Origin of the sequence: Kitasatospora sp. NPDC127121 (assembly GCF_042677305.1) — a bacterium.
GTDB lineage: Bacteria > Actinomycetota > Actinomycetes > Streptomycetales > Streptomycetaceae > Kitasatospora.
The window spans coordinates 85,709-108,007 of sequence record NZ_JBHXTQ010000011.1 but is presented as its reverse complement, the minus strand read 5'-3'; the positions used below and the strand labels follow the sequence as shown (position 1 = coordinate 108,007).

The 22,299-nt window shown below is 72.9% G+C and carries 19 protein-coding genes; 10 read left to right on the top strand and 9 right to left on the bottom strand.

What is annotated here, in order from left to right; genetic code table 11:
- Window positions 1-6 precede the first annotated feature (6 nt).
- The 4 genes from hppD to ACFVHI_RS09115 form a co-directional block, all read right to left on the bottom strand.
- On the bottom strand, window positions 7-1,221 hold the full coding sequence (gene hppD, locus ACFVHI_RS09130; RefSeq protein WP_063349886.1) for a 4-hydroxyphenylpyruvate dioxygenase: 1,215 nt from the start codon (window positions 1,219-1,221) through the stop codon (window positions 7-9).
- Window positions 1,222-1,427: 206 nt separating this feature from the next.
- Window positions 1,428-2,792, bottom strand: coding sequence for a phosphoribosyltransferase family protein (locus tag ACFVHI_RS09125; RefSeq protein ID WP_380337180.1), 1,365 nt, complete (start codon window positions 2,790-2,792; stop codon window positions 1,428-1,430).
- Between the two features lie 147 nt (window positions 2,793-2,939).
- Window positions 2,940-4,640: an acyl-CoA dehydrogenase family protein gene (locus ACFVHI_RS09120; RefSeq protein ID WP_380337177.1), complete on the bottom strand. Its 1,701-nt coding sequence runs from the start codon at window positions 4,638-4,640 to the stop codon at window positions 2,940-2,942.
- A gap of 95 nt (window positions 4,641-4,735) precedes the next feature.
- Window positions 4,736-5,311 carry a PadR family transcriptional regulator gene (locus ACFVHI_RS09115; RefSeq protein ID WP_063349889.1) on the bottom strand — a complete coding sequence of 192 codons (576 nt, stop codon included), beginning with the start codon at window positions 5,309-5,311 and terminating at the stop codon, window positions 4,736-4,738.
- A gap of 186 nt (window positions 5,312-5,497) precedes the next feature.
- Here ACFVHI_RS09115 and ACFVHI_RS09110 point away from each other — a divergent pair, with 186 nt between their 5' ends.
- Window positions 5,498-5,968: an SPW repeat protein gene (locus ACFVHI_RS09110; RefSeq protein WP_063349890.1), complete on the top strand. Its 471-nt coding sequence runs from the start codon at window positions 5,498-5,500 to the stop codon at window positions 5,966-5,968.
- A 125-nt stretch (window positions 5,969-6,093) separates the two neighbouring features.
- On the opposite strand, the gene ACFVHI_RS09105 is transcribed toward ACFVHI_RS09110, so the two are convergent.
- Both ACFVHI_RS09105 and ACFVHI_RS09100 read right to left on the bottom strand, forming a co-directional pair.
- Window positions 6,094-7,500 carry an aspartate ammonia-lyase gene (locus ACFVHI_RS09105; protein WP_063349891.1) on the bottom strand — a complete coding sequence of 469 codons (1,407 nt, stop codon included), beginning with the start codon at window positions 7,498-7,500 and terminating at the stop codon, window positions 6,094-6,096.
- Window positions 7,501-7,758: 258 nt separating this feature from the next.
- Window positions 7,759-8,526: a carbon-nitrogen hydrolase family protein gene (locus ACFVHI_RS09100; protein ID WP_380337173.1), complete on the bottom strand. Its 768-nt coding sequence runs from the start codon at window positions 8,524-8,526 to the stop codon at window positions 7,759-7,761.
- Between the two features lie 523 nt (window positions 8,527-9,049).
- On the opposite strand from ACFVHI_RS09100, the gene ACFVHI_RS09095 reads away from it, so the two are divergent.
- A complete protein-coding gene (locus tag ACFVHI_RS09095; RefSeq protein WP_380337170.1) occupies window positions 9,050-10,873 on the top strand; it encodes a cholesterol oxidase substrate-binding domain-containing protein in 1,824 nt (607 codons plus the stop codon).
- A 21-nt stretch (window positions 10,874-10,894) separates the two neighbouring features.
- Here ACFVHI_RS09095 and ACFVHI_RS09090 read toward each other — a convergent pair whose 3' ends face one another.
- Complete coding sequence (locus tag ACFVHI_RS09090; RefSeq protein ID WP_063349894.1) at window positions 10,895-11,476, bottom strand: helix-turn-helix domain-containing protein; 582 nt, start codon at window positions 11,474-11,476, stop codon at window positions 10,895-10,897.
- Between the two features lie 166 nt (window positions 11,477-11,642).
- Between ACFVHI_RS09090 and ACFVHI_RS09085 the strand changes: the two genes are divergently transcribed.
- Both ACFVHI_RS09085 and ACFVHI_RS09080 read left to right on the top strand, forming a co-directional pair.
- Window positions 11,643-12,473 carry an AzlC family ABC transporter permease gene (locus ACFVHI_RS09085; RefSeq protein WP_380337167.1) on the top strand — a complete coding sequence of 277 codons (831 nt, stop codon included), beginning with the start codon at window positions 11,643-11,645 and terminating at the stop codon, window positions 12,471-12,473.
- Window positions 12,473-12,781 (top strand): AzlD domain-containing protein, encoded by a 309-nt coding sequence (locus ACFVHI_RS09080; RefSeq protein ID WP_063349896.1) that lies wholly within the window; start codon window positions 12,473-12,475, stop codon window positions 12,779-12,781. Before ACFVHI_RS09085 ends, ACFVHI_RS09080 begins: the two co-directional genes overlap by 1 nt.
- Before the next feature lie 26 nt (window positions 12,782-12,807).
- Here ACFVHI_RS09080 and ACFVHI_RS09075 read toward each other — a convergent pair whose 3' ends face one another.
- Window positions 12,808-13,347 carry a GNAT family N-acetyltransferase gene (locus ACFVHI_RS09075; protein WP_380337164.1) on the bottom strand — a complete coding sequence of 180 codons (540 nt, stop codon included), beginning with the start codon at window positions 13,345-13,347 and terminating at the stop codon, window positions 12,808-12,810.
- Between the two features lie 117 nt (window positions 13,348-13,464).
- Between ACFVHI_RS09075 and ACFVHI_RS09070 the strand changes: the two genes are divergently transcribed.
- From ACFVHI_RS09070 to ACFVHI_RS09045, 6 genes are all read left to right on the top strand, one after another.
- Window positions 13,465-14,643, top strand: coding sequence for an acyl-CoA dehydrogenase family protein (locus ACFVHI_RS09070; RefSeq protein WP_380337161.1), 1,179 nt, complete (start codon window positions 13,465-13,467; stop codon window positions 14,641-14,643).
- A 63-nt stretch (window positions 14,644-14,706) separates the two neighbouring features.
- On the top strand, window positions 14,707-15,087 hold the full coding sequence (locus ACFVHI_RS09065; protein WP_063351514.1) for a hypothetical protein: 381 nt from the start codon (window positions 14,707-14,709) through the stop codon (window positions 15,085-15,087).
- A gap of 176 nt (window positions 15,088-15,263) precedes the next feature.
- Window positions 15,264-16,037, top strand: a complete 774-nt coding sequence (locus tag ACFVHI_RS09060) for an ATP-grasp domain-containing protein (protein WP_380337248.1) — start codon at window positions 15,264-15,266, stop codon at window positions 16,035-16,037.
- A gap of 126 nt (window positions 16,038-16,163) precedes the next feature.
- Window positions 16,164-17,060 (top strand): alkaline phosphatase family protein, encoded by an 897-nt coding sequence (locus tag ACFVHI_RS09055; protein WP_063349899.1) that lies wholly within the window; start codon window positions 16,164-16,166, stop codon window positions 17,058-17,060.
- 408 nt (window positions 17,061-17,468) lie between these two features.
- Window positions 17,469-17,951: a hypothetical protein gene (locus tag ACFVHI_RS09050; protein WP_063349900.1), complete on the top strand. Its 483-nt coding sequence runs from the start codon at window positions 17,469-17,471 to the stop codon at window positions 17,949-17,951.
- Window positions 17,952-18,227: 276 nt separating this feature from the next.
- Window positions 18,228-19,520 (top strand): multidrug effflux MFS transporter, encoded by a 1,293-nt coding sequence (locus ACFVHI_RS09045; RefSeq protein WP_063349901.1) that lies wholly within the window; start codon window positions 18,228-18,230, stop codon window positions 19,518-19,520.
- A 159-nt stretch (window positions 19,521-19,679) separates the two neighbouring features.
- Here the strand turns inward: ACFVHI_RS09045 and ACFVHI_RS09040 are convergent, their stop codons facing one another.
- Window positions 19,680-21,737: a glycosyl hydrolase family 18 protein gene (locus ACFVHI_RS09040; protein ID WP_380337157.1), complete on the bottom strand. Its 2,058-nt coding sequence runs from the start codon at window positions 21,735-21,737 to the stop codon at window positions 19,680-19,682.
- Between the last annotated feature and the right edge of the window lie 562 nt (window positions 21,738-22,299).

Genomic DNA, 22,299 nt, shown 5'->3' with positions numbered 1-22,299 from the left:
CAGCACTCACAGGTTGCCGCGGGCGTCCTGCTCGCGCTCGATCGCCTCGAACAGCGCCTTGAAGTTGCCCTTGCCGAAGCCCAGCGAACCGTGCCGCTCGATGAACTCGTAGAAGACGGTGGGGCGGTCGCCGATCGGCTTGGTGAAGATCTGCAGCAGGTAGCCGTCCTCGTCGCGGTCGACCAGGATGCCGCGCGACTTCAGCTCGTTGATGTCCACCCGCACCTTGCCGATCCGGGCGCGCAGCTCCGGGTCGTCGTAGTACGAGTCGGGGGTGTTGAGGAACTCCACGCCGCGCGAGCGCAGCACGTCGACGGTGGTGAGGATGTCGTTGGTGGCGAGCGCCATGTGCTGGCAGCCGGGGCCGGTGTAGAACTCCAGGTACTCGTCGATCTGCGACCGCTTCTTGGCGATGGCCGGCTCGTTGAGCGGGAACTTCACCCGGTGGTTGCCGCTGGCGACGACCTTGGACATCAGGGCGGAGTAGTCGGTGGCGATGTCGTCGCCGACGAACTCGGCCATGTTCACGAAGCCCATGACCCGGTTGTAGAACGAAACCCACTCGTCCATCCGGCCCAGCTCGACGTTGCCGACGGCGTGGTCGAGGGCCTGGAACAGGCGCTTGGGCGAGCCCTCCGGGTGCTGGACCTTGCTCTGCGCGGTGATGTACCCCGGCAGGTAGGGGCCGTGGTAGCGGGAGCGGTCGATCAGGGTGTGGCGGGTCTCGCCGTAGGTGGCGATGGCCGCGCGGCGCACGGTGCCGTTCTCGTCGGAGACGTCGTTCGGCTCCTCCAGGACGGTGGCGCCGGTCGCGCGGGCGTGCGCGATGCACTTGTCGACGTCCGGGACCTCCAGGGCCAGGTCGACGACGCCGTCGCCGTGGCGGCGGTGGTGGTCCAACAGCGGGCTGTCCGGCAGCACCCCGCCCTTGATCACGAAGCGGCAGGAGCCGGAGCGGAGCACGAAGGCCTTGCGGTCGCGACGGCCGGTCTCCGGGCCGGAGTAGGCGACCAGCTCCATGCCGAACACGGCCTGGTAGAACTGGGCCGTCTGGGTGGCGTTGCCGACCACGAAGACGACCGCGTCCTGCGCGGTGACCGGGAACGGGTCGGTGGCCGGGTCGTGCTCGACGAGGCCGACGAGGCGGCGCAGCTGGTCGGCGTCGAGGCCGGCCTCGCGCTCCTCGGGGGTCAGCTCAAGGGCGTGGGACTGCGGGGTCATCGGTCGTTCCTCCACTTTTGGCCTCGGCTCTGAGGCGTCCGCTTGAGGCGGCCGCGCCGCGAACGGGTGGGCGGTGCGGCTGGCGGAGAGCTTGCTCCTGTCCGGGTGGCTGGGCAACAGGTCGGGATTTCACTGTTCAATGTGTACAAGCTGATCAGGAAATCCCGCATTCGGCTGCGCAAAATGTGCTGCCGATCGGGGCCGGTTCACGGGGTTCGCGACACCGGCTCCTGGACGGTCCCGGGCGGTGCGAGGTGGCGCAGGAACCAGGCCCCGGCGAGCTCGGCGACCTGGTCCAACGTGCCCGGCTCCTCGAACAGATGGCCCGCACCCGGCACCACCGCCAGTTCGCTCACGCAGTGCAGCCGGGTCCGGGCCCGCCGGTTCAGGTCGATCACGGTGGTGTCCAGGCCGCCGACCACGAGCAGCGTCGGGGCGCTCACCCGGCCCAGGACGTCGGGACCGGCGAGGTCGGGGCGCCCGCCGCGGGAGACCACCGCGCCGACGGCGGGCCCGAGCGAGGTGGCGGTGTGCAGGGCGGCGGCGGTGTGCAGCGCGGCCGCGGCGCCGGTGCTGGCGCCGAAGAGGCCGAGCGGCAGGCCGCGGGTCTCCTCCAGCCGGCCCAGCTCCTCGGCGACGGCGGTCAGCCGGTCACCGAGCAGACCGACGTCGAACACCTTGCGGCGGTCCGGCTCCTCGGCCTCGGTGAGCAGGTCGAACAGCAGCGTGGCCAGCCCGGAGCGGTTCAGGTACCGGGCGACGTGACGGTTGCGCGGGCTGCGCCGGCCGCTGCCGCTGCCGTGCGCGAAGAGCACGATGCCGCTCGGTGCGGCGGGGACGGTCAGCCGGCCGGCGAGGCGCACACCGGCGGCGCGCAGGACCAGCTCGCGGTCCACGCCCACCGGCCCTGGCGCGCGCCGCCCGCCCGCGGCCTCGGCGAGCAGCCGTAGGACCTCCTCGTCGCCGGTCTGCGCGAAGTCCCCGTAGAACTCGCCGATCGAGAAGAACGGCGACGGCGTACCGACGCAGACCAGCTCGTCGGCGACCTCGGACAGGCGCTCCGTCCAGTCCGCCGGGGCCACCGGGACGGCGAGCACCACCCGGGCCGCGCCCCGGGCCCGGACGATCCGGCAGGCGGCCCGGGCGGTGGAGCCGGTGGCGACGCCGTCGTCCACCACGATCACCGTGCGGCCGCGCAGGTCGGCGGGCGGGCGGCCGCCCCGGTAGCGGCGGGCCCGGCGCTCCAACTCGGTGCGCTCGCGCCGCTCCACGGCGGCCAGCTGGTCGTCGCCGACCCCGGCCAGCCGGATGACCTGCTCGTTCAGCACCCGGACGCCGTCCTCGCCGATCGCCCCCATGCCCAGCTCGGGCTGGTAGGGCACGCCGAGCTTGCGGATCACGCAGATGTCCAGCGGCGCGCCGAGCGCGGCCGCCACCTCGGCGGCCACCGGAACCCCGCCCCTGGGCAGGGCCACCACCACGGTGTCGGCGCCGCCCAAGTGGCCCACGCGGGCGGCCAGCCGCCGGCCCGCGTCGGTCCGGTCGGTGAAGTGGGTCCCGGTGCCGTGCATGACGCGCCCTCCGTGTTCCACGGTACGTCCGGGCGGCGTCGGGCGGGGCACCGAGGGCGCGGGCCTGGGGTGCGGGCCGGGGGGCCGAGGGGGCGGCCCGTATTCCCGGCCCGCACCCCCGGGCTCGTTCCTCGTTCTGCGCGGCGGCTACGGCCGCATCTCGTACGCGCCCGACAGCTCCTCGACCCGGGCCCACACGGCGGCGGCCCGCTCCGCGTTGGCGACCGGCCGGCGCACGTTCGCCAACGCCCAGGCGGCCTGCTCCGGGGTCGTCGAGGCCTTGCCGTGCAGCTCGGTCGCGTGCGCGGAGAAGTCGCGGACCAGCGCGTCGAAGATCTGGTCCAGGACGTCCTCGTCCAGGCCGGTCAGCTCCGCCTGCTCCAGCACCAGCTGGCCGTAGACGATCAGCGCGAACAGCTGGCCGATCTCCAGCAGGAAGTCCAGGTCCGCCTGCTGCTCCTTGCTCGGCGCGTGGCTGAGGAGCAACTCGCAGAAGCCGTCGGCCTGTTCGCGGAAGCGGGCGACGTTCGGCAGCTGGGTGTGGCGGTCGTACGCGGTGCGCCAGTCGTGGAAACGGATCGCGCCGAGGCCGCGTGCCGCACCCTGGCGGAACAGGAAGGCGTCATCGGTGGCGTCCAGCCGGGTCGGCACCGGGGCGTAGTCGCTCGGGGCGAACAGGTAGTTGCCCATGAACTTGAGGATCAGCGCCAGGTTGACGTGGACGGTGCCCTCCAGCTTCGGCAGGCCGCGGATGTCCTTCGCCGCCTTGTCGAAGTAGGTGTCCGCCTCGAAGCCCTTGGCCGCGATGACGTCCCACATCAGGTCGATGACCTTCTCGCCCTCGGTGGTGACCTTCATCTTGGTCATCGGGTTGAACAGCAGGTAACGGCGGTCCTCGGGGGAGGCGGTGCGGAAGTAGTCCACGGCCCGCGCACTGAACATCTTCATCGCCACCAGGCGGGCGTACGCGTCGGTCAACTCCCGCCGCACGTGGGGGAAGTCGGTGACCTTCCGGCCGTACAGCACCCGGTTGTGGGCGTGCGTGACGGCCTCGTACATCGCGTGCTCGCAGATGCCGACCGAGGCCGTGCAGAGGTTGAACTTGCCGACGTTGACGGTGTTCAGCGCGGCGTCGAAGGCGGCCTGCCCGGTGTGCAGCACGTCCTCGGCGCGCACCGGGTAGCCCTCCAGCCGGAACTCGCTGACGTACATCTGGGCGTTCACGACGTTCTTGACCAGGTGGTACGCGTCGTGGCGGCTGTCGGCGGCGAAGAAGACGTAGCCCTCGGGGCCCTCGACGTCGGAGCGGCGGCCGAACACCGAGACCAGGCCGGCCACGTTGCCGTTGCCGATGTAGTACTTGGAGCCGGTCGCGGTGAAACCGCCCTCGCCGTCCGGGGTGAGGATCATGTCGGTGGAGTAGATGTCGGCGCCGTGGGTGCGCTCGGAGAGCCCGAACGCCATGACGTGACTCTCCGTCAGAAGCTTGGCGGCGCGGGCCCGGACGGCCTCGTTCTTGCTCTGCCAGACCGGCCCGAGGCCGAGAATGGTGACCTGCCAGGTGTACCAGTAGCCGAGGCCGTAGAAGCCCAGGATCTCGTTCAGCTCGGCGATCCGGGAGGTGTCCCAGCGCTTGCCCGGGTCGGCCGCGGACGGGGTCAGGAACTCCGCGAACAGGCCCTCCTTGGCGGCGAATTCGAGGAAGTCGGCGTACCAGGTGCGGTCGACGTAGGTGTCGATCAGCGCCTTCTTGCCGCGGGACTCGAACCAGTCCACGGTCGCGCGCAGCAGCCGGCGGGTCGGCTCGTCGAACTGCGCGGGGTCGTACGTACGCGGGTTGAAGAGCATCACGGGCTCCCGGGGGTCGAGGGTGAGGGGCGGCGGGTGGTGGCTGCTGGGTGGCGGCGAACAGCGAACAGATAACAGATGACAACTAACAGATTTCAGATTCTGTTATCTGTTACCTGTTGTCTGTCACCCGCGGCGAGGCGGTGCAGGGTGGCGAGCACGTCGTCGAGCCAGGCGAGGGTCATCCGCTCGTACTCGATGCCGCCGCGCAGCACCACGTGCTGGAGCTCCTGCCGGGTGTCGAGCGCGGTGAGGTCGGGGAAGTCGCGCTGCTCGCCGTGCAGGTAGCGGGCGAGCAGGGCGGCGTGGCCCTCGCGGTGCCGTTCGACCTCGGAGATCAGCGCGGCCGGGTCGTCGAAGGCGGCGGCGCGGATCTTGACCGCGAGCTCGTGTCGGACGGACTCCGGCTCGACCGGTTCGCGCAGCCAGTCGGCGAGCACGGCCCGTCCGGCGTCGGCCGCCGAGTAGACCTTCTTGTCCGGCCGGCCGTCCTGGGCGACCTCCTCGGCGGCGACCCAGCCGTCGGCCTCCATCCGCCGCAGCACCTTGTAGATCTGCTGGTGGGTGGCGGTCCAGAAGCGCCCGATGGAGCGGTCGAAGCGCCGGGCCAGTTCGTAGCCCGAGCCCGGCTGCTCCAGCAGTGAGACGAGGATCGCGTGCTCCAGTGCCATGTCCCGCATCCTGCTATGCAACGAATTGCATAGGCAATGGGGGTCCGGAGTGGTGAGACGCAGGTCACCGGCGTGATCGGATGGTTATCGATCATTTGTGGCCAAAGGGCGCAAATCATCGGATAAGCGCCAGAATGGGTACGGGGCAAGAGCCCTCCATGTTCCGAACCATAGGAGGTGGTATCGGTGTCTACCCAGATTCCGATGGGCATGGAGCATCACCCGGACATCGTCGAACTCCGGGAGCACTACGAGCGGATCACCTCGACCCCGCGCGCCCAGGCCACGGAGGCCCTGGCCGTGCTGGCCGGCCTGTTCCTGGCGGCATCGCCATGGATCGTCGGCTTCACCGCCTTCAACACGCTGACCGTGACCTGCCTGATCGTCGGCCTGGCCTACTGCGTGCTGATGGCGGGATACGGGTCGGCCTACGAGCGCACCCACGCGAGGGCCTGGGCGGCCACCGTGCTCGGTGCGTGGACGATCGTCTCTCCCTGGCTCGTCTCCGGATCGGCCGCGCAGGGTAGGAACATCGTCACCTGCGTCATCGTCGGCGCCGTGATGTTCCTGCTCGGTCTCGCGGCGATCTCGATGGCCACGATCACGGCGAACGGAGCAGCGATGCGGCTCGGCCGGGCCGGCCGCGCCAAGGGCTGACGTCACTGACAGTCCGCGTCCGGGGCGTGGAGGGCCGAACCGTCCTCCGCGCCCCGGCGCACGTCGTCAGGGAGCCGCGGCCGTCACGGGTGGGTCGTTGGCCGTCATGGGCGGGTGGGTGGCCGTCACGGGCGGGTCATCCGCAGGACGTCCAGGGCCTCGTCGAGCTGTTCCCGGGTGAGCTTGCCCTGTTCCACGTAGCCGTGCTCCAGCACGACCTGTCGGATCGTCTTCCGTTCGGCCAGCGCCTGCTTGGCGACCTTCGCCGCCTCCTCGTACCCGAGGTAGCGGTTCAGCGGGGTGACCACCGAGGGGGAGGACTCCGCGTACTCCCGGGCCCGTTCGACGTTGGCGGTGATGCCGTCCACCGTCCGGTCCGCGAGCAGCCGGGCGCTGTTGGCGAGCAGCCGCACCGACTCCAGCACGTTGCGGGCGAGCACCGGGAGCATCACGTTCAGCTCGAAGTTGCCGCTCGCGCCGGCCAGGGTGACCGTCGCGTCGTTGCCGACCACCTGGGCGGCGACCATCAGCACCACCTCGGGGAGCACCGGGTTCACCTTGCCCGGCATGATCGACGAACCGGGTTGCAGGTCCGGCAGGTTGATCTCGCCGAGGCCGGTGCGCGGGCCCGAGCCCATCCACCGCAGGTCGTTCGCGATCTTCGTGAAGCCGACGGCCACCGTGCGCAGTTGCCCGCTCAGCTCGACCAGGGCGTCGCGGGCGCCCTGCGCCTCGAAGTGGTCCCGGGCCTCGGTCAGCGGCAGGCCGGTGGTGCGGGCGACCTCCTCGATCACCGCCGCCGGGAAGCCCGGTGGGGTGTTGATCCCGGTGCCCACCGCCGTGCCGCCGAGGGGCAGTTCGGCGACCCGGGGGAGCGTCGCCAGCAGCCGCTCCCGCCCGTGCCGCACCTGAGCGGCGTAGCCGCCGAACTCCTGGCCGAGGGTGACCGGCGTGGCGTCCATCAGGTGCGTCCGGCCCGACTTGACCACCTGCGCGAACTCGGCGGCCTTGCGTTCCAGCGCCTCCGCCAGGTGCTCCAGCGCCGGGATCAGGTCGTGCGTGACGGCGGCGGTGGCGGCGATGTGGATCGAGGACGGGAAGACGTCGTTGGACGACTGGCTGGCATTCACGTGGTCGTTCGGGTGGACCGGGCGGCCCAGCCGCTCGGCGGCCAGGGTGGCGATCACCTCGTTGGCGTTCATGTTGGACGAGGTGCCCGAACCGGTCTGGAACACGTCCACCGGGAACTCGTCGTCCCACCGCCCCTCGGCGACCTCCTCGGCCGCCGCCGCGATCGCCGCCGCCGTGTCCTCGTCCAGGACGCCGAGACGGGCGTTCACCCGGGCCGCGGCGGCCTTGATCCCGGCCAGCGCGGCGATGTGCGCGCGCTCCAGCCGCTGTCCGGACACCGGGAAGTTCTCCACCGCCCGCTGCGTCTGCGCCTGCCACTTCGCGGCGGCCGGCACCCGGACCTCGCCCATCGAGTCGTGCTCGACGCGGTACTCCCGCTGGTTCTCCTGCTCGTCACCCATCACGCGCTGCACCTCCTGAACGGGCCGGTGGTCCGGCCCCGAGCGGTCTCCGATCACCACAGCCGCGCGCGGGCCCCGGGTATTTCCGCCCGGCCGCATCCGGTGTTGCAGCCCGGCCACGCTCGCCGTTCCGGCCCGGCCGCATCCACGGTTACGGCCGGGCCGCGCCCGTCGTTGCCGCCGGGTCCGCCAGGCCGCATCCGGTCGTTACCGTCGCGTCCGGTCGTTACCGCCGGGACAGCTCGGCCGCGCCCGTCGTTACCGCCGGGGCAGTTCGGCGCGGACCAGTTCGCCCGGCGTGGTGCCGGCCTGGGCGACCAGGGCGCCGCCCGGCGCCCAGAAGCCGGAGCCGCCCGAGGTCTGCGGCTGCTCGCCGCTCGCCCCGGCGGAAGTGGCCAGCACGGCCCACACCCCGTGGGTGGCGGCGCGGTCGCGGAGGTGCCCGTCCCGGCGGGCGGCCTGCGCGGGCCCCGCGCCGTACAGGGTGGAGGCGACGTAGGCGTCGATGCCGAGCGCGGCGGTCTCCTCGGCGTGCGCGGGATCGGCGGCGTCGGCGCAGATCGCGAGGCCGAACCGCAGGCCGTCCAGTTCCAGGACGGCGGGCCCGTGGCCGGGGGTGAACCGGTCGTGCTCGGCGCCGTGCAGCCGCGTCTTCCGACACACGACGACGGCGCCTTCGCCGGTGACGGCCAGGGTGGCGATGGACTCGCCCCCGTCGGGCTCGGTGACCGGCGCGCCGACCAGGGCGGTCGTGCCGGTCGCGGCGCAGGCGGCGACCAGCGGGGCGAGGCGCGGATCGGCCGGGCCGAGCGCGGGTGCGGCCAGGTCGTAGCCGGTCAGGGACAGCTCGGGGAACACCACCAGGCGCGCGGCGGCCTCCCGTACGGCCTGCGCGTGCCGTTCGACGTTCACGGCCACGGTGTCCGGGCGGCCGGCGTCGGCGCAGGCGGGCTGGGCGACGGCCACGGTGACGGTGGCAGTGGGGGCGGCGGTGGCGGTGGTGGCGGCGATCAGGGGTGCGGGCATGGCGGTGTCTCCGGGCACGAGGTGGAAAAGATCAACGTATGCGCAGGTCCGGGCGGTGGACAAGGGTTTCGCGTGGCAGCCGGGACGGAGCCGCCCGGGGCGGACGCACGCACCGCTCCGCGCTGCGCCCGGAGCGGCCGCGGCCCGGAACATGATCACCCGAATGGATGAATAGCTGCGTGGAGTGCTTCAAACTGCCGTACGCCACTTCGTACGCTCCTGCCCAGGCCGGATTCACACCGGCCCCACCCGGATCGCCGCTGCTCGGCATCACTGCTGCTGCTCGGCATCATCGCTGCGCGGCATCACCGCCGCTCGGCGCGGGTGACCGGCTAGTGGGGGCGGACTCATGACGACGACAGGGCGGGGCATGACCGGGGGCACGGAAGACCGCGGGGGGACGGACCCGGGGACGGAGTCGAGGACGGCCCCGGCCCCGGCCCCGGACGCGGTCCCGGACGCGGGGAACGGACGCGGGAAGGTTCGTGGAAACGCCAGGGGCGGCGGCCTCACCAGGCGGCAGATGCTCGGCGCCTCGGCCGCCTTGGGCGGCGCGGCCTGGCTGCTGCGCGGCACCATCGGCCCGGACAGCGCCGAGGCGGCCACCCCGGTGCCGCCCGGCCTGCCCGCCGGCACCGAGTTGTACCAGCGGGTCTTCCAGAACTGGTCCGGCGAGATCCGCACCGACCAGCTGTGGACCTGCGCGCCCCGCACGCCCGAGGAGGTGCCGGCGCTCGCCGACTGGGCGCACGCCAACGGCTGGCGCCTGCGCGCCACCGGCTACCGGCACACCTGGGCGCCGCTCACCGTCGCCAACGGGACCCCGGACAGCGCCCGCGTCCTGCTCGTGGACACCAGCCGCCACCTCACCGCGATGACCGCCGACTCGCCGACCACCGTCCGGGTCCAGACCGGCGCCACCATGGAGGACCTGCTCGCCCACCTGGCCGGCCGGGGCCTTGGCCTGACCGCGTGCCCGGCACCCGGCGAACTCACCGTCGGCGGGGTGCTCGCCATCGGCGGCCACGGCACCGCCGTACCCGCCGCCCACGAACTCCGGCCGGAGGGGCACGGCTACGGCTCGGTCAGCAACCAGGTCGTCCGGCTCACCGCCGTCGTCCTCGACCCGGTCACCGGCCGCTACACCCTGCGCACCTTCGAGCGCGCGGAGGCCGACAGCGCCGCCTTCCTGGTGCACCTGGGCCGCGCCTTCCTCACCGAGGTCGTGCTGCGGGCCGGCGCGGACCGGCCGCTGCGCTGCGTCAGCCGTCTCGACATCCCGGCCAGTGAACTGTTCGCCCGCCCCGGCACCGGAGGCGGCGGTGGGATCCTGGGCGGCGGGCTCCTGGGTGGCCTGCTCGGCGGTGGCGGCCCGCGCACCCTCGCCGACTTCGTCGAGCGCGACGGCCGGGTCGAGGCGATCTGGTTCGCCTACACCGAGTACCCCTGGCTGAAGACCTGGAGTGTCGCCCCGGCCAAGCCGCTGGGCTCCCTGCCCGTCGACCAGCCCTACAACTACCCCTTCTCGGACAGCATTCCGGAACCGGTCGCCCGGCTCGCCGGCCAGATCCTCGCCGGCGCCTGGGGATCGGCCCCGCTGTTCGGCCAACTCCAGTACCTGATCGCCAAGGTGGCGCTCACCGGCGACCTCACGGACGTCCTCCTCTCCGGCGGACTGCTGCGCGACCTGCTCAGCGGCGACCTGATCACCCACCTGCTCGCCGGTGGCCTGCGCTCCGACCTCTGGGGCCCGTCGCGCAGCCTGCTGCAGTACGTCCGGCCCACCACCCTGCGGGTGACCGCCAACGGCTACGCGGTCCTCGCCAAGCGTGCCGACCTCCAGTGGGTGGTCAGCGAATTCGCCGCCTACTACCGGAAGTTGCTGGCCGACTACCAGGCCCGGGGGGAGTTCCCGGTGAACGGCGCGGTGGAGATCCGGGTCACCGGCGTGGACGACCCGACCTCCTCCGGCGTCCCCGGCGCGCGGCCGCCGCTGCTGTCCGCGCTGCGTCCTCGGGCGGACCGCCCGGAGTGGGATACCGCGATCTGGCTCGACGTCCTGGCCTTCCCCGGCACCCCGGGGCTGGAGCGCTTCGCCCGCGACCTGGAGCAGTGGCTGCTGCGCACCTTCGACGGCACCCGGGCGGGCCTGCGGGTCGAGTGGTCCAAGGGCTGGGCGTACACCGCCGACGCGGCCTGGTCCGACCCGGACCTGCTCGGCCGGGTCATCCCCGCGAGCCTGCGCGACGGCGGCGGGCCGGGCTGGGACGAGGCGGTCGCCGTCCTGGACCGGCACGACCCGCACCGGGTGTTCGGAAACCCCTTCCTGGACGGGCTGTTGAAGTAGTGGAGCACATTTGACGGAACGTCAGATGTGCTCCATGACGATCACCGCGAGGGTGTCCGGAGCCAGTGCGCGGAAGACGTGCGGGGCGTCGCCCGGGTAGCTCACGTAGTCGCCCGGGCCCAGCTCGACCGGGGCCTCCGTCGGTCCGGCCAGCGCCCGGCCCGAGCCGACCAGCACGTGCTCGACGGTGCCGGGCATGTGCGGGTCGGAGGCCCGGGTCTCGCCCGGCTGCGCCTCGATCCGGTAGATGTCGCGCCGGGCGTTCGGCGGGCAGGAGGACAGTACGGTCGCCGCGTAGTCGGCGCGCTCGGAGTGGGTCACCGGGCCCTCGCCGGCCCGGATCACCCTGACCGCCGGGCGCGGGGGGTCGACCAGGCGGCTGAACGGTACGTTCAGCGCGACGGCGAGGGCCCAGAGCGTCTCCACGCTCGGGTTGCCCGCGCCCGACTCCAGCTGGGAGAGCGTCGACTTGGCGATGCCCGCGCGCCGGGCCAGCTCCGCCATCGACAGCCCGCCGCGTTCGCGCTCGCGCCGGATGGAGACGGAGATCAGGCCGATCAGATCCGCGCCGGAACCCGCGCTCGGGGTGGTCCGGTCACTCATGCTTGCCACTCACGCTCTCTCCTGGTTCCTTCTCCGGCCCCCGTGCGGCTGGTGCCGTTCATGCTGCCACTCGTGAGGGCGGCTGTCCGCATCTGCCCGCCGTTCGCCCTGTCGGTCCAATCGTTCGCCTTGACGAACGGCGGGCGATGGGTTCACGCTGGTGGACATGCGTTCGCTACTCCGAACACTGGAGCGTGCCACCCTTCGGGACATCGCTCTCGTCTGCCTCGCCGACGCACTCGTCGGCGCCTCCTTCGGCGCGATCAGCGCCTCCGGCGGCCTGCCCCTGTGGGTGCCGGTCGCGCTCTCCGTCCTGGTCTTCGCGGGCGGCTCCCAGTTCGCGGCGGTCGGCGTGGTGCTGTCCGGTGGCGGTGTGCTCGCCGCCGTCGCCACCGGGCTGGTGCTCAACGCCCGGCTGCTGCCCTTCGGCTTCGCCGTGGCCGACGTGCTCGACGGTCCGTGGTGGCGGCGGCTGTTCGGCGCGCAGCTGATCACCGACGAGACCGCCGCGTTCGTCCTGCGGCAAGACGACGGGCGGCGGCGACGGGCCGCGTTCTGGCTCTGCGGGCTGGCGCTGTTCGTGGTGTGGAACGTCTCGGTGGTGCTCGGGGCCCTGGCCGGAGGGCTGATCGGGGACACGGACGCGCTGGGCCTCGACGCGGCCTTCCCCGCCGTGCTGCTCGCGCTCGTGCTGCCCTCGCTCGCGGACCGCCGGGTCCGTACCGCCGCCGTGGCCGGCGCCGTCGTCGCGGTCGCGGCCACGCCGTTCGTCCCGGCGGGGCTGCCCGTCCTGCTCGCCCTCGTCGGGCTGTTGTTCGCCGGGCGGCCCGGAACGCGCGAGGGGCGTGACGGTCGTGACGGTCGTGAGGTGCGGGAGGGGCGTGAGGTGCGGGAGCCGCAGAACTCGCTGCAGTTGCGGGAGCCGCGGGAGTCGCGGAAGGGGGCGTCGGTCGAGGAACCGGACGTCCCGGTGGTCGAGCGGGAGGAAGCCCGATGATGCCGTTGTACGCCGTGCTGCTGCTGGCCGTCGGGACGTACGCCTTCCGCCTCGCCGGGCCGCTCCTCGGCCACCGGCTCGCCCTCTCGGAGCGCGTGCGGCACCTGCTCGCCGTCGCCGCGGCCGTCCTGCTGGTCGCCCTGGTCGCCACCGGTGCCCTCACCCAGGGCCAGGGCTTCGCCGGTTGGGCTCGCCCGGCCGGCGTCCTGGTCGCCGGTGTGCTCGCGCTGCGGCGGGCGCCGTTTCCGGCGGTGGTGGTTGCGGGTGCGGCGACGACGGCGCTGCTGCGGCTGTGCGGGGTGGGGTGAGCGGGGTGGGGTGAGCGGCGCGCCCGTCAGCCGCCCAGCGCCTTGAAGAAGATCGTCGTCGGGTGCGCGACCCCCGCGGGGTCGGTCGCGTAGTCCGGCACCGAACCGACCCGGGTCCACCCGGCCGCCTCGTACAGCCGCTCGGCCGGGCTGCCCGTCTCGGTGTCCAGCACCAGCAGCCGCAGCCCCAGCTCGGCCGCCCGCTCCTCCAGCACCGCCAGCAGTCGCCCGGCCAGCCGCTGCCCCCGGTCCGCCGGATGCACCATCAGCTTGGCGACCTCGCCCCGGTGCCGCCCGTTCGTGGGCACCGCCCGGCGCAGTTGGATCGTCCCGGCGAGCCGCCCGTCGGCCTCCGCCCGGACCGTCCACAGCAGCAGCCGCTCCGCCGCGACCTCCGGGGCCAGCGCCCGCCACCACGCCACGGCCTCGGCCAGCCCCAGCGGCGCGAGGAAGCCGATCGACCCGCCACCGTGGACGGTGTCCACCAGCAGCCCGGCCAGTTCCTCCGCCGCGCCGTCCAACTCCTCCGCCGCCACCTGACCGACCGCGTACGCCTCGCCCGCCATGTCGTCTTCCTCACTCGCTCGCGCCCGCCCGCCGCCCGGGCGGTTGCGCCATACTCGCCGGTACTGCGCCGAGACCGGGATCCCGTCGATATCCCGCCGACACTACAAGGAGCTTCGATGACGAAGCCGACCCGGATCGACCCGTCCGACCTGCTCGCCGTCGGCGACCTGCTCTCCGACGAGGAGCGGCTGATCCGCGACACCGTCCGGAGGTTCACCGAGGAGCGGATCCGCCCGCACATCGGCGACTGGTTCGAGCGCGGCGTCTTCCCGGCCCGCGAACTCGCCCCCGAACTCGGCGCCCTCGGCGTGCTCGGCATGCACCTCGGCGGCTACGGCTGCGCGGGCGCCGGCGCGGTGGCGTACGGGGTCGCCTGCATGGAGCTGGAGGCGGCCGACTCCGGGCTGCGCAGCTTCGTCTCGGTGCAGGGCTCGCTCGCGATGCGTTCGATCCACGCCTTCGGTTCCGAGGAGCAGAAGCAGCGCTGGCTGCCCGGCATGGCCGCGGGTGAGCTGATCGGCTGCTTCGCCCTCACCGAGCCGGACTTCGGCTCCGACCCGGCGAACATGCGGACCCGCGCGGTGCGCAAGGGCGGCGACTGGGTGCTCTCCGGCAGCAAGATGTGGATCACCAACGGCAGCATCGCCGACGTCGCCGTCGTCTGGGCGCAGACCGAGGAGGGCGTGCGCGGCTTCCTGGTCGAGCGCGGAGCGCGCGGCCTGACCGCCACCGACGTGCACGGCAAGCTCTCCCTGCGCGCCTCCGTCACGAGCGAACTCGCCTTGGACGAGGTGGTGCTGCCCGCCGACGCCGTCCTGCCGGGCGTCACCGGCCTGCGCGGACCGCTCTCCTCCCTCAACGAGGCCCGCTACGGCATCCTCTGGGGCACCGTCGGCGCCGCCCGCGACTGCTACACCGCCGCCCTCGACTACGCGAAGAGCCGGATCCAGTTCGACCGCCCGATCGCCGGATTCCAGCTCACCCAGCACAAGCTCGTCGAGATGATGCTGGAGGTGGAGAAGGCCTACCTGGTCGCCCTGCGGATCGGCCGGCTCAAGGAGGAGGGCGCGGCCCGCCCGCCGCACATCAGCTTCGGCAAGCTCAACAACGTCCGCACGGCGCTGGAGATCGCCCGCAGCGCCCGGACCGTCCTCGGGGCCAACGGCATCACCACCGAGTACCCGGTGCTGCGGCACGCCAACAACCTGGAGTCGGTGCTCACCTACGAGGGCACCAGCGAGATCCACACCCTGATCCTGGGCGAGGCCATCACCGGCGAGTCCGCCTACCACTGACGGGCCGTCCACCTCGGGAATTCCGGTGGCCGGGACCGTCGCGGCCCGGCTACCGTGCCCACCGTGAACAGCAAGCCCACCACGCCCGGCACCGCCCCGACCACCACCCTCTGGCGCCCCACCGGCCCCGAGGAACTGGCCCTGGTCGAGGCGTCCGGCCGGCGCGCCTGGCCGCCTCGGCTGCCCGAGCAGCCGATCTTCTACCCCGTCCTCAACGAGGACTACGCGATCCGCATCGCCCGCGACTGGAACGTCCCCGCCTCCGGCGTCGGCTACGTCACCCGCTTCGAGGTCGACACCGCCTTCCTCGCCCGCTATCCGGTGCGGCAGGCGGGCGGCCGTACGATCCTCGAACTCTGGATCCCCGCTGAGGAGTTGCCGGAGCTCAACCGGAACATCGTCGGCCGCATCGAGGTCGTCCACGAGTTCCGCCCCCAGCCGTGACGCGCCCAGCCGCGCCGGGCCCCGCCGTGACGCGCGCCGCCGCGCCGGGCCCGGGTGAGGTCCGCCCCGCCGCGCCGGGCCCGGTTGGTGCGCGCCCGGGTGAGGAAGGCCCGGGTGGGGCGCCCGCAACCGTGCCCCACCCGGCAGCGACGGCGCGCGAGGTGCGCGCGGACCACGTGCTGCTCAGCTCCGCCCAGCGGACCAGCACCACCGCGCTGCTCACCCAGGCCGCCGCCCGGCGCGGCCTCGACACCGCCGTCCTGGACGGCCCGGCCACGGTCGAGCGCCTCGCGGGGCGGCCCGTCCACTGGTACGGCGGCCCGCTCTCCGCGGCCCGGATCGCCGGACCGCTCGGCCTCGCCCTGCTCGAACCCGACGACGACTGGCTCACCGGCCTGCCCGAGGAGTTCACCCGGCGCCGGATCGAGCTCACCACCCTCGCCGAGGCGTGGACGCTGCGCCGCCCGGCATTCGTCAAGCCACCCGCCGACAAGTCGCTCCCGCCCGCGGTCTACCCGGACGGCACCCGGCTGCCGCGCACCGGCGACCGGATCGGCCCCGACACGCCCGTCCTGGTCAGCGAGCCGGTGACCTTCGCCGCCGAGTACCGGCTGTTCGTCCGCGACGGCGAGGTGCTCACCGGCAGCCGCTACGCCCGCTTCGGCCGGCTCGACCCGGCACCGCTGACCGCCGAGGCCGGCGCCTTCGCCCGGCGCCTGCTCGCGGCAGTCGGCGACACCCTGCCCAGCGCCGTCGCCCTGGACGTCGGCCCGATCGCGGACCCGTACGACCCGGCCGAGCACTGGGCCGTCGTCGAGGCGAACCTGCCGTGGTTCGCGCACTGCTACGCCGCCGACCCGGACCGCGTCCTGGACGTCGTGCTGCGCGCCGCCGGACCGGTCTCCCAACTCGCCCAGGCCGACCGCCGGTTCGTCCGTACGGCCGCCTGACACCCGGCGGACACCCCGCGTTCGGCGGGTGGACGCCGGGCGGTACGGCGGGAGGTGGAGCATGGCGCGGTCGGCGGCGCCCTCGGCGGGCGCGGCCGGATGTGTACGACCGAAAGGAACCCCGCCATGTCCGCTGCCCAGTGGCCCCGCCCCCGGGTGCTCGTCGTCGGGATCGACGGCGTCCGCCACGACTACCTGGAGCACGTGCCGATGCCGCGCCTCCAGGAACTCGCCGAGGCCGGGTTCCTGGTGCCGGTGACCGTGGCGGACACCACGCCCACCATGTCCGGGCCGTGCTGGGCCACCATCGTCACCGGCGTCGAGCCCGCCAAGCACGGTGTCTGGGGCAACCACCTCGGCGGCAACCGGCTCGACGTGTTCCCCGACTTCGCCACCCGGCTCGCCCGCGGCGACCGCCGCCGCACCTTCGTCGCGGCAGGCTGGGACCCGCTGATGATCAACGAGTCCGGCGGCCCGCTGTTCCGCGCCCCCGGCCGACTCTCGTACATCGCCCCGGCCGAGGACACCCCCGAAGCCTGGGAGGCCGTCGACGAGGAGGTCACCCGCGAGGCCGTCCACGTCCTGGGCACCGCCGACCCGGAAGCCTCCTTCGTCTACCTCGGCGCCGTCGACGAGACCGCCCACTTCCTCGGCTGCGGCGACGAGTACCGGGCGGCCATGCGCACCGCCGACGAACGCCTCGGCCGACTGCTCGACGCCGTCCGCGGCCGTGCCGACCACGCCGACGAGCAGTGGACCGTCATCGTCGTCACCGACCACGGCCACGTCGACGCCGGCGGCCACGGCGGCCGCACCGTCGAGGAGCGCACGGCCTGGGTCGCCTGCGCCGGGCACGGCATCCCGGCCGGCCCGCCCACCGGGGAGATCCGCCACCCGGACGTCGCCGCCCAGGTGTACGCCTCGCTGCTGCGCCCCATCGACCCGCACTGGACCCTCGACGGCCGGCCCTTCCCGGTCGCCCGGCCGGTGCCGGTGCCGGAGGCGGTGTCGGTACCGATCTGACCGGTGCTCTGATCGGCGGTCCGGCCGGTGCTCTGACCAGAGTTCCGACCAGTGATCCGACCAGCGGCCGGCACCGTTGCCGGCACCGGGCCCGACGATGCCTCAGGGGCGCGCTGATGCATCCGGGTGCAGCAGGCCGGGCTGCGCCGGAGACCGGCTTGAGTGACGCTCGATCGAGGCCCGGGCGGCACTTGAAGACGGTGTGCCAGCCTGGGCGCCCCACCGTGTAACCCCGAGACCGGGTCGCTGGACATACCTCTGAAGGTGGAGACGGTACCCCGTGGGATGGAGACAAGATCGCGACCTCGTGGTGACGCTCCGGAGGCGCGGCACGGGCCACGATGGATACACCCGGACGGCAGACCTCGCCGACCGGACCGGAACCGGAGACGGAGAGGACAGGCGGGCATGAAGGGCATCGTGAGCAAGGTCGCACTGGGAGTCGCGGGCACCGGCATGGCCGTCGCCGTGGCCGCCGTGGCAATCGGCCCGAGGGTGTCCGATTGGTACGACGGACGCCACCAGGAGCAGGCCACCTACGACACCGGCAGCCAGGCCAAGGCCGAGCGCCGTTCGATGCCGACCTGGCTGCCCGACAACGCCTCCTCGGTGAAGTACCTGATGTCCACCACCGGCGACGACCGCCTGCTGCGTGCCACCCTTCCGGAAGGACGGCTGCCCGTCGGCTGCAGCACCGGCCTGCCCGGCAAGTCCGCGCACTCGGTGCCGCTGTCGCTCAAGGCCGGCTGGTTCCCCGAGGGCGTCGCGGCCAAGGCCAGTGGCACCTGCGGGCACTACAACGTGACGCTCACCGGCAACCAGCTCTACGCGTGGCAGGACGGCGCGGCGGTGCAGGCGGCCCTGCGCTCGGAGCGGCCCACCAAGCACTGAGCCGGGTGCCGTGCACTGAGCCGAGCACCGTGCACCGAGCCGGGTGCCGTGCGCCGTGCACGCCGTGAGGCTCCGAGTACGCCGACAGGCTCCGATCGGCCCGCCGGGCACCGACAGGTGCGGGCGGGCCGTCGTCGTGCGCGAGTGCCGCCGGGGTGGCCGACGGTGGACCAGAGGGAGGACCCCCGCTGTCGGAAACGGCCTGGGCTGCGATAGGACGGGGCGTGGACAAACCCGTCCCGCCCCCGTCCCGTCCCCCGTTCCGTGAGGAGCCCCATGCCCGGCCCGACCGTCGGCCCTGCCGGCGACACGTCGACCGCTCCCTCCGCCGCCCCCACCACCGGCCAGTCCCGCCCCGGCCGGGCCACCATCGCCGTCCTGGGCGGCCTCGTGGCGCTCGGCCCGCTCACCACCGACCTCTACCTGCCCGGGCTGCCCGAGATCGCCGACGACCTGGTCGCCGAACCGGCCGCCGTCCAGCTCACCCTCACCTTCTCCATGTTCGGGGTCGCGGCCGGGCAGTTGCTCTTCGGACCGCTCAGCGACCGCTACGGCCGCCGCCCGCCGCTGCTCGCGGGGCTCGTCCTCTACACCCTGGCCAGCGTGGTGTGCGTGATCGCGCCGAGCCTGACGGTGCTGATCATCGCCCGCTTCATCCAGGGCGCGGCCGGATCCGCGGGGCTGGTCATCGGCCGGGCCGTCGCCCGGGACCGCTTCCAGGGCGTCGCGATGCTGCGGTTCCTGGCCTCCATCGCGCTGATATCCGGGCTGGCGCCGATCCTCGCCCCGATCGTCGGCGCGCAACTGATGCGGTTCACGTCGTGGCGCGGCACCTTCGGCGCGCTGACCGCGCTCGGACTGCTCCTGACCCTGGCCGCCTTCGGGGCGCTGCGCGAGACACTGCCGACGCAGGCCCGGGGCACCGGCGGGGTGGGTGCGGCGCTGCGCACGATGGGGCGGTTGCTGCGCAACCTGCCGTTCCTCGGGCTGGCACTGACCAGCGCCTTCGCCTTCGGCGCGCTGTTCGGCTACATCAGCGGGTCGTCCACGGTGCTTCAGCACGTGTACCAGGTCTCGCCGCAGACCTACAGCCTGCTCTTCGGGGCGAACTCGCTGGCCATCGTCGTCATGACGCAGTTGAACGGACGGGTACTCGCGCGCCGCTTCGCTCCGCGGGGGCTGATGCTGGCCGGGCTGGCGACGGCGGTGGTCGCCGGGGTGGCGCTGGTGTTGCTGACGGCGGTCTGGGACTTCGGGCTGGTCGGGTTCTGCCCGCCGTTGTTCGTGATGATGGGCAGCATGGGTGTGGTCCTGCCGAACACGGCCGCGCAGGCGCTCAGCCTGGTCGAGCCGCGGGCGGCCGGGACGGCGTCGGCGCTGCTCGGCACCGGCAACTTCCTGTGCGGGGCGGTGGTCGCACCGCTGAGCAGTCTCGGCGGCCGGCCGTCGGCGGTGCTGCTGGCGGTGGTCGTCCTGGCGAGCGGAGTGCTGGCGATGGCGGCGTACGTGACGCTGTGCCGGCCCGGGCGGATGAAGGCGGCGGAGGCCGAGGTGATGGCGGGGAGCTGACGGCGGACGGCCGCCGGCCGCCGGCCGGCGACGAACAGCGGACAACGAACAACGAACAGATAACAGCTGACAGATAATGAAATCTGTCAGCTGTTATCTGTTATCCGTTCCCTGTTGACCGTCAGCCGTCGCCGTCAGCCATCAGTCGTCAAGCGCAGCTCAGGCGATCGAGAAGTCGTCGCCGAAGACGTTGCCCTGGCCGTACCAGCCGTGCAGGTACACGGTGACGGTGCCGGAGGCACCGGTGGTGAAGGGGACGGTCAGCTTGGTCCAGCCGGAGGCGTTGGTCCAGGAGCTGGCGGTGGCGTCACCGCTGACGCCGAGGTACGCGTAGTTGCCCTGCACCCAACCACTCAGCGTGTAGCTGGTGTTGGCCTTCAGCGTGACGGTCTGCGAGCACTCGCCGGTCTGGCCGGCGGTCGCCGCCGCCTGGAGCGCGTAGGACCCGGAGTGGACCGGGGTGGAGACCACGGCGCCGCCGCTCTGGCAGGTCCACGGGGCGAGGCTGCCGGTCTCCAGGCCGCCGTTGACCAGGCCGGTGGGCGGCGGGGTCGTCCCGGTGACGGTCAGCGCGTACGTGGCGGTGTGGGTGCCGGACGGCCCGGTGGCGGTCACGGTGAGCGGGTAGCTGCCCGCCGTGGCGGCCGAGGTGGTGGCGATGTTGAGGGTGGCGCCGGTGCCGGCGGTGACGCTGCCGGGGGTGACGGTGGCGGTGACGCCGGCCGGGGCGCCGCTGACCGACAGGTTGAGGTTCTGCGCCGAGCCCGCCGTCACCGCCGTGGCGATGGCCGCGGACGTGGACGAACCAGCGGCCACGGTGCCGGAGTTCGGGTTCACCGCGACCGAGAAGTCGTTGCCGGGCTGGGTGCCCGTGACGTTCAGGGTGAAAACGCCGGTGTGACTGCCGGAGGCCGCGCTGCCGGTGACCGTCAGCTGGTAACTCCCGGGCGCCACCGCCGAGGTGGTGGTGACGTTGAGGGTGGCGCCGGTGCCGGCGGTGACGCTGCCGGGGGTGACGGTGGCGGTGACGCCGGCCGGGGCGCCGCTGACCGACAGATTGAGGTTCTGCGCCGAACCCGCCGTCACCGCCGTGGCGATGGCCGCGGACGTGGACGAACCAGCGGTGACCGTCGCGGAGTTGGGGTTGACGGCCACGGAGAAGTCGTTGGTCACCGTCGATCCGCTGGTGAACGGCGCGAAGATGTGGGTGAAGTCCCAGGTGTTCTGGCTGATGCCGGAGCAGGAGTCGTCCCCCGCCTTGCCCGGGCAGCCGCCGTTGTCGCGCTGGAGCGCCCAGAAGGACAGCGTGTTGATGCCCTTCGACACCGCCCAGTTGTAGACGGTGGTGGCGTTGGCCACGGTGAAGGTCTCGGCCGCGCCGTAGTCGTCGATGCCGGGCATCTCGGTGATCCCGATCGAACCCCACAGCTGGGCGGGGGTCTTGGTCGGGTAGAGCTTGGCGAGCTGGTTGTAGAGGCCCTGCGCGGAGGTCTGGGTGTCGGCCGCCATGTCGTGGGTGGCGCCGTCGTAGTAGTCGAAGGTCATCATGTTGACGACGTCGATCCGGGCGTTGTTGCTGACCGCGTTCTTCAGCACGGCGAGGCCGCTGGAGGCCAGCCCGGTGGTGGTGGTCGGCAGCGTGTAGGAGAACTGGACGTTGCGCCCGTTGGCGGCGGCCCAGTCCTGCACGATCTTGATCGCCTTGTTGCGGCGGTCGATTCCGGCCGTGTTGGTCAGCGAGTTGTCCTCGATGTCGAGGTCGATCCGGCTGACGTCGTAGGTGGTGACGAGGTTCTCGAAGGCTGCCGCGATCTGGTTGACGTCGGTGCAGCTGTCGGCCAGTTCGGTGCCGGTGTTGTCGGCGGTGTAGCCGCCGAAGGAGGGGATCACGTCCCCGCCGTTGGCCCGGATGGTGGCGATGTCGGCGCCGAAGGTCGAGGAGGAGACCGGCTTTGAGGTGTCGCCGTTCCAGTACGGGGTGCAGGAGCCCTTGGTGGCGGCCTGGAGGAACGCCATCGTCAGGTGCTTGGCCCCGGACTGGGCGGCCAGGGCGGCGGGGCTCTGCCCGGTCCAGGACTCGAAGTAGGGGGCGAAGACCCGGCTGGGGAGCGGGGTCGCGGCCTGGGCGGAGCCCGTCCCGGCGGCGACCAGGCCGGCCGACACGGCCAGCGTGGCACAGGCCGTCAGGGCCGCCTGGATGGTTCTGCGTAGACGCATGGATTCTCCAACATACGTGGTGGGGCAGGACGTTGGGGATACGCGCATGATCGGGGCGCGACGGCCGTGTGGGGTCGGCCGCGCGGGCCCGGACGTGCGGGTGTGCGGGTGTGCTGACGTGCGGGACTGCTGGGTGTCCGGGTGTGCGGGCGCGCGGAAGCCCACCGACTCGCGCGGAGGCGGGTGGCGGGTACGCGTGTGCGCACGCCGTACGGAGCGGGGGTGGTGCGGGACAGGGCAGGGCAGGGCAGTGCCTCAGCCGCCGGTGGTCACACCCCCACAGTGCATCCCGGTCGGATCGACATGCTTATGGTTGGACTAGACCACTGGTCTGTCAAGAGACCTAACAGTTCGTCAACACACCGCCCCCGCGGCCGAAGGGCCGTCCGATCGGCCGGGTGTGCGCGGTGCGGCCGGGGCTGTGGAGGTGGGCGGTGCGGCGGAGGTGGCCGGTGGTGCGGGGTGGCCGCGCTGCCGAAGGGCGGATGCACCGAAAAGTGGCGCCGCCGAAGAATGGAGGTGCCGTGGCCGCGCGCCCCGCCCCGGGGGCCCGGCCCCCGCC

Coding starts and splice junctions, on each gene's coding strand:
- ACFVHI_RS09095 (WP_380337170.1), top strand. CDS start 9,050: ATGCTCGGCGCCTCGGCCGCCTTGGGCGGCGCGGCCTGGCTGCTGCGC.
- ACFVHI_RS09105 (WP_063349891.1), bottom strand. CDS start 7,500: ATGGGTGACGAGCAGGAGAACCAGCGGGAGTACCGCGTCGAGCACGAC.
- ACFVHI_RS09055 (WP_063349899.1), top strand. CDS start 16,164: ATGTCCGCTGCCCAGTGGCCCCGCCCCCGGGTGCTCGTCGTCGGGATC.
- ACFVHI_RS09100 (WP_380337173.1), bottom strand. CDS start 8,526: ATGCCCGCACCCCTGATCGCCGCCACCACCGCCACCGCCGCCCCCACT.
- hppD (WP_063349886.1), bottom strand. CDS start 1,221: ATGACCCCGCAGTCCCACGCCCTTGAGCTGACCCCCGAGGAGCGCGAG.
- ACFVHI_RS09040 (WP_380337157.1), bottom strand. CDS start 21,737: ATGCGTCTACGCAGAACCATCCAGGCGGCCCTGACGGCCTGTGCCACG.
- ACFVHI_RS09090 (WP_063349894.1), bottom strand. CDS start 11,476: ATGAGTGACCGGACCACCCCGAGCGCGGGTTCCGGCGCGGATCTGATC.
- ACFVHI_RS09045 (WP_063349901.1), top strand. CDS start 18,228: ATGCCCGGCCCGACCGTCGGCCCTGCCGGCGACACGTCGACCGCTCCC.
- ACFVHI_RS09080 (WP_063349896.1), top strand. CDS start 12,473: ATGCCGTTGTACGCCGTGCTGCTGCTGGCCGTCGGGACGTACGCCTTC.
- ACFVHI_RS09050 (WP_063349900.1), top strand. CDS start 17,469: ATGAAGGGCATCGTGAGCAAGGTCGCACTGGGAGTCGCGGGCACCGGC.
- ACFVHI_RS09075 (WP_380337164.1), bottom strand. CDS start 13,347: ATGGCGGGCGAGGCGTACGCGGTCGGTCAGGTGGCGGCGGAGGAGTTG.
- ACFVHI_RS09070 (WP_380337161.1), top strand. CDS start 13,465: ATGACGAAGCCGACCCGGATCGACCCGTCCGACCTGCTCGCCGTCGGC.
- ACFVHI_RS09125 (WP_380337180.1), bottom strand. CDS start 2,792: ATGCACGGCACCGGGACCCACTTCACCGACCGGACCGACGCGGGCCGG.
- ACFVHI_RS09085 (WP_380337167.1), top strand. CDS start 11,643: ATGCGTTCGCTACTCCGAACACTGGAGCGTGCCACCCTTCGGGACATC.
- ACFVHI_RS09115 (WP_063349889.1), bottom strand. CDS start 5,311: ATGGCACTGGAGCACGCGATCCTCGTCTCACTGCTGGAGCAGCCGGGC.
- ACFVHI_RS09120 (WP_380337177.1), bottom strand. CDS start 4,640: ATGCTCTTCAACCCGCGTACGTACGACCCCGCGCAGTTCGACGAGCCG.